The following is a 5,700-nucleotide window of genomic DNA, read 5'->3' on the forward strand; positions in this document are numbered from 1 at the left end:
CCGGATGCCTTGCGAACAATTCGAGCTTGCTTAACCTGGAATAAATCAGGAATTTTCCGCGACCACCGAACCCGAAGCCATCCCAGTTGCGGCAGCTTTATACCCTCATCAGACACACAGTTTTTGAGCATCTGGGGGAAGACAAAGCTTCGCATCCGGTTGGTTTTTTTGAATCGTGGAAGACCCGAACGCTTTAACCGCCACGACTCCCAGGAAGCTTCCAGTTTTCGGATGACTTGTTGAAGAACCTGAGCGTTGACAGTCTTTAATCGGGGGTATTCAGCTTTGGCCGCAGTCAGCGACTTGCACTGCCGCGCATAACTGGGAAATGGTGCATCCGCAGGCCAGATAAATTCCTGCCGAATCGAACACGCATTCACGGGCGACTTGCGGGAATTCAGCCAATCCTTGCGTTCCCGCAGAGCAAAATTCCAGACATTGCGGCACACATCCAAAATGTGTTCGATGTCTGAAACCTGCTCCGCCGTTGGCTCTAGCTTGAATTCCCACGTCATGTTTAGCATGACACTATCTTAGCTTAGAAAATAAATATTTGTTTCCTAGGCTTAAGCGAACTACTCCCTCCCGTCGCTTCACCACCCCCCAAGCCCTCGGCTATGGGCGGAGTACTGCGACGGATCTTGGTAGGCGATCGCGCGCGACACGACTCAGTTTTTTGCACCACCAAGGGATTGCCAGCAATCGATCGCGCCCGATAGGACACCCTCATTTAAAATAGCAGACGCTTGCCGAGAGCCCCGATCGCCTCGAATCGTATCGTTTGGCAGCGTCAGAGTCTTAAAATAGTATTAAGTGTCGGAAATTTACCGAATTCAGCTAGCTCGAACGGATTTTTACGAGATTTTTCTTAAGTTATCTGAACTGGGAGATGGCAAAATCGCGCGAGTGTGCTAATATTTCACTAAAGATTTATATTCGGCTGTGCAATTCGTTTTTCTTTCAGAACGGTTCCCCGAATTTAACTCTCTACACGCTCAGGATTCGGGAGAATCTCAAATCATGTCAATTTACGTGGGTAATCTGTCCTACGACGTCACGCAGGACGATTTAACTCAAACCTTTTCCGAGTACGGTACGGTGAAACGAGTTCACGTTCCCCTCGACCGCGAAACCCAACGGATGCGTGGCTTCGCCTTCGTGGAAATGGAAACCGACGAACAAGAAGCTGCGGCGATCGAAGACCTCGATGGCGCCGAATGGATGGGACGCGACCTTAAAGTGAACAAAGCCCGACCTCGCGAAAACCGCTCTTCTGGCGGAAGTTGGGGAAATCGCGGCAAGTCTCGCCGCTACTAAAACGAGATCGTGAGATCGACCGGTTCGCAGTGAAATCGAGTTAAAAGCTTGTCTGACCTCTGACACTCAAGGCATCCCAGCCTGTTAAAACTCGACTGTAGCGACGGACGATCGTCTCTTTGAAACTCGAACATTAAGAGGGCGAGTAAGAAGTCGGACACGCGATCGCTTCTTACTTTGCCCTTTATTTGTCACATCACGAGAGTATTACATGACCCAAGTTGTACCGGGTGAAAACGAAGGCATTGAATCGGTACTCCGTCGATTCAAGCGTGGGGTTTCCCGAGCGGGAATTTTTCCAGATATGAAGAAAAACCGTCACTTTGAAACGCCCATCGAAAAACGGAAGCGTAAAGAACTCGCCCGACACAAACAACGCAAGAGAAAATTTCGCTACTAAGACGCAAATCGGCGTCCGGCGAATCCGCCGATGAAATTTCATACTTCTTAGGGGCGAACTGTTCGCGCCCCTATTACTGTTGCGATCGCATCTACCGCTAAACGGCTTGTTTTAACGCCTCAATATCGCTTCCACAAATAGCCTTGAGATTGCGCGTAATTTTCTCGATCTCCCAATCCCACCATCGCAACTTCAGTAAATCTCGAACGGTCGCGTCGTCAAACCGTTTGCGAATTTCTCGGGCGGGATTTCCACCGACTACAGTATAGGGTGGAACGTCACGAGTCACCATTGCGTTTGCTGCCACGATCGCCCCGTCGCCGATGTGGATTCCGGGCATTACCGTCGCATTGTAACCGAGCCAAACATCGTTTTCGATTCGGGTGTCGCCTTTGTGCGGCCAAGAATCGGGCATGGCGAATTCCCAGCCTTGTCCGAATATAGTAAACGGATAGTTGGTCAACCAGTCGGGGTGATGGTTTCCACCGTTCATAATAAATTTTACACCGCAAGCGATCGCACAAAACTTCCCGATAATTAGGCGATCGCCAATAAAATCGAAATGATAGAGAACGTTTTTCTCGAAATTTTCGGGAGTCTCGAAATCATCGTAATAGGTATAGTCTCCCACGAGAATGTTGGGATTTTTGACGATATTTTTAAGATACACCAATCGCCGTTGGTTGGGAATGGGATAGAGGGTGTCTGGATGGGGGCCGTTTGTCATATAGCAACCCTAAATCAGTTGTGTAACAAAATTGAAACAAAAAGGGAATCGGGAACGGGGAACGGGGAACGGGGAACCGGATTTTTTCGGGTGTTTTAATTTTTGACGACTCATTTGGGACTGCTATAGTTGCTCTGCCGTTAGGAAATTGCATCGAACGGTCTTGAGTATCGTCCTTTTCCCGTCACCCGTTCTCGTTTAAAAAACATTACCGACTCGATAAATTAATGCGATCGCTCAACTGGGTTAACACCTGCGCCAACTGCGGATCTTTATCCTTGCGTTCGGCGATTTTATCACAACTGTACAACACGGTCGTATGGTCTTTTCCGCCGAACTCTTCTCCAATTTTCGGCAAACTCAAATCAGTATGTTGTCGCATCAAATACATCGCAATTTGACGAGCTTGACTGATTTCTCGGCGTCGCGAACTTCCCTTAAGATCTTCGACAGAGACCTTCATCATCTCCGCGACCGCTTGCATCACGACCGTCGGCGACGCTTCGACCGTTTGAGTTTGCGGGGTAAGTACCGGGGCGATATTTTCGACCGTCATCGGTAAACCGGAAATAGAAATATACGCCACCGCCCGAATTAACGCCCCCTCCAACTCTCGAATATTGGATTTATAGCGAGACGCAATGTATTCGATCGCCTCTCGGGGAAGTCGAATGCTCTCGTATTCAGCCTTTTTCTGCAAAATCGCCATGCGGGTTTCAAAATCGGGGGGTTGAATATCGGCGATCAATCCCATCGAAAACCGCGACGAGAGGCGTTCTTGCAGTTGGGGAATTTGACTCGGCGGGCGATCGGAGGCCAAAACCACCTGTTTTCCCGCTTCGTACAGGGCGTTAAACGTATGAAAAAACTCTTCTTGAGTGTACTCTTTCCCCTCGATAAACTGAATGTCATCGACGAGTAACACGTCGGCGGTGCGATAGTGACGCCGGAAATTTTGCATACTGTCGCGGCGAATTGCAGCGATGAGATCGTTGGTAAAGCGTTCTGTCGAAACGTAAAACACCCGCGAGTTAGTGTCGATTTCCAATCGATAATGACCGATCGCTTGCATCAAATGAGTTTTTCCCAACCCGACGCCGCCGCATAAAAACAGTGGGTTGAACTCGCGCCCCGGATATTCCGCCACCGCCAACGCCGCCGCGTGAGCCATACGGTTGTTGGAACCGACGACGAACCGAGAAAAAACGTGCTTGCTATTGAGTTCTGGGGGTTTCTGAACTTTAGATTTCGGCGGTGGCGTCGTCATCGGATAGGCTGTATCGGTGCTTTCGCCGACGTTCTCCTCGCGATCGGTGCAAAGGTGAATTTCGACGCGATCGCCTAAGATATCTTCGACGACATCGGCGATCGTAGACAAATAATATTTTTGCAACCAGTTACGAGCGAACGGATTCGGCGCGCGTAACACGAGGCGTTTGTTTTCGAGCGCTTCGACGCGAGCCGTTTCGATCCAAGTCTCGAACGTCGGCTGACTCAGTTGAACTTTCAGACGTTCTAAAACCCGATTCCAGAGTTGTTGTAAGGATGGTTCCACCGCTTCCACCTCCCGCGCCGCACTCGAACATCGAGAAACATCGAGACGGACTGACAAACTAATGTTTAAAACCGCTTTCGATCTCCGCTCGAACTGACCGTTATTTTAAATCTAAGAATCCGCTTTCCTTGAGCTTGGGGTTGAAACGTAACGGTTCGGTCGCACCCCGATCTGACAGTTCTGCTAAAATTTCCGATTCGACGCGACGCGCTGCCTTTTTGAGACATTTAATTTTTGAAATTTCGTCAACTGCATTGGCGATCGCATCTCGTTCTTCTGGACTCAAACGGGGTTTGACGTCGATAGGGTTAACCCACAACGCCTCTTCATCGCTGTTTCCCGGTGGCGTCGTGCTGTTTTCTGCGATCCAGGCTTGGCGCAGCATTTCTAACACTTTGCGATCGGGGCGATCGATCGTTTGGATTTTGAAACTGTAGCACTGATGGGGACGACGCACGAGATGCTGGCGCAAACTCAAGGCAATATCGCGAGAATAGCCGATATATTGCAATGTATCGCGATCGTCGAACACAGCATACGCGCCGATTTTTCCTTTGACATCGCCGTCAGGAATTTTTCCGCCTTCGTCGAGATAGGGGCGTGCGGGTAAACTTGAAAGTGGGGGTAAATCGGTTTGGACTGTCATCGATCGAAGAGGAGAGGTGGAACGAACGGGAGAAAGTTGTTTGGCGCGGATTAGTCGATTTTCCGATACACCGCACAGAGACGACTGGGTTTAAAAATTTTAGCCTCGAACATAAACGGTGGTGGAACGTTTACGAGCAGATAACTATCAGATTCATGGTATTTCTCGAATTCTTTCGGCATTCCCTTCGGTGTTTCTATACTGTAGGGAACTGGTTGAAAGAGTTGCTCTGTAAATTCAACGCCGTTACAGCCGCATTGCTGGCAGATTTGTGCTAAAAAGCGGTCGCTTTTTAGCAGTTGAAATAACGTTTTTTTCGCGTTTGGCTCGAGGCTAAAGCGACTATCGAAGTTTTGAACGATTTTCAAAGACATTTAACAATTCTTTACTGTAGGATTACATTTAATGAAGCTCGAGATATGAGGTTCTGCTATCTTAGCACGACTCGAATCTGAGATCGAGGGGTGCGGCCGATCTTCGTTCGCCTCGATCTTTTAAAGGTTCGACCGAAATTATATTGAATAATTGTTCAATATAATTCGTCGATTGCCGATCGAGTATTCTGTTAGATACTAAACGACGAATTCGTAATTCGTTCGACTCAGTTAACTCGATTTTTATTAAGACTAGCTACAAAATAGGCGATCTCTATATTTTTGGGATGCATCTCACTTTTGTAAAAATATAAGTCTGGGATAGGTTAGCTTGAGCGAAGTCGAAACTTAACAGCAGCTAAATCGCGTACTAAAGCTTGCCTCTGATAAATTTAAATTTTTGAGATGCACCCAAATTATGGTAAAAAAAGCAAATAATATAGCAGTGAAAAATGAGTTCTCAAAAATTAAAACACTAGAAAAAATCCGATTCCCCGTTCCCCGTTCCCCATTTCCAATTCCCTTTTTGTCTCGATTTTGTTACGGCTCTTCCGAAGTTAATATGCAAGAAATCGCTGAAACCCTTACAGAGCAATAGTTTTTGCTAAACTGTATAAAAAGAGAACTCAAATCGCGAAATCCCTTTCCAGATGGAGACTACAGGCATTTACCCTACATACC

At 47.8% G+C, this 5,700-nt stretch carries 7 protein-coding genes; 2 read left to right on the forward strand and 5 right to left on the reverse strand.

Annotated features, from left to right (window positions below):
* Positions 1 to 524 (reverse strand): RNA-guided endonuclease InsQ/TnpB family protein (locus POG22_RS10040; RefSeq protein WP_498905072.1); only part of this gene is annotated, 524 nt, incomplete at its 3' end.
* Positions 525 to 1,020: 496 nt separating this feature from the next.
* Between POG22_RS10040 and rbp the strand changes: the two genes are divergently transcribed.
* Together rbp and rpsU are read left to right on the forward strand one after the other, a co-directional pair.
* Positions 1,021 to 1,317: an RNA-binding regulator gene (gene rbp, locus POG22_RS10045; RefSeq protein WP_026097500.1), complete on the forward strand. Its 297-nt coding sequence runs from the start codon at positions 1,021 to 1,023 to the stop codon at positions 1,315 to 1,317.
* Between the two features lie 211 nt (positions 1,318 to 1,528).
* Positions 1,529 to 1,717: a 30S ribosomal protein S21 gene (rpsU, locus tag POG22_RS10050; protein WP_017659902.1), complete on the forward strand. Its 189-nt coding sequence runs from the start codon at positions 1,529 to 1,531 to the stop codon at positions 1,715 to 1,717.
* A gap of 97 nt (positions 1,718 to 1,814) precedes the next feature.
* Here rpsU and POG22_RS10055 read toward each other — a convergent pair whose 3' ends face one another.
* The 4 genes from POG22_RS10055 to POG22_RS10070 form a co-directional block, all read right to left on the reverse strand.
* Positions 1,815 to 2,444 (reverse strand): CatB-related O-acetyltransferase, encoded by a 630-nt coding sequence (locus POG22_RS10055; protein ID WP_498905075.1) that lies wholly within the window; start codon positions 2,442 to 2,444, stop codon positions 1,815 to 1,817.
* A 208-nt stretch (positions 2,445 to 2,652) separates the two neighbouring features.
* Positions 2,653 to 4,008 (reverse strand): chromosomal replication initiator protein DnaA, encoded by a 1,356-nt coding sequence (gene dnaA, locus POG22_RS10060; RefSeq protein ID WP_498905080.1) that lies wholly within the window; start codon positions 4,006 to 4,008, stop codon positions 2,653 to 2,655.
* A gap of 91 nt (positions 4,009 to 4,099) precedes the next feature.
* Positions 4,100 to 4,645 (reverse strand): GIY-YIG nuclease family protein, encoded by a 546-nt coding sequence (locus POG22_RS10065; protein WP_498905077.1) that lies wholly within the window; start codon positions 4,643 to 4,645, stop codon positions 4,100 to 4,102.
* A 50-nt stretch (positions 4,646 to 4,695) separates the two neighbouring features.
* Complete coding sequence (locus tag POG22_RS10070) at positions 4,696 to 5,019, reverse strand: hypothetical protein (protein ID WP_498905079.1); 324 nt, start codon at positions 5,017 to 5,019, stop codon at positions 4,696 to 4,698.
* Positions 5,020 to 5,700: the final 681 nt, after the last annotated feature.

Origin of the sequence: Geitlerinema sp. CS-897 (assembly GCF_028368005.1) — a bacterium.
GTDB classification, from domain to species: domain Bacteria; phylum Cyanobacteriota; class Cyanobacteriia; order Cyanobacteriales; family Geitlerinemataceae; genus Baaleninema; species Baaleninema simplex.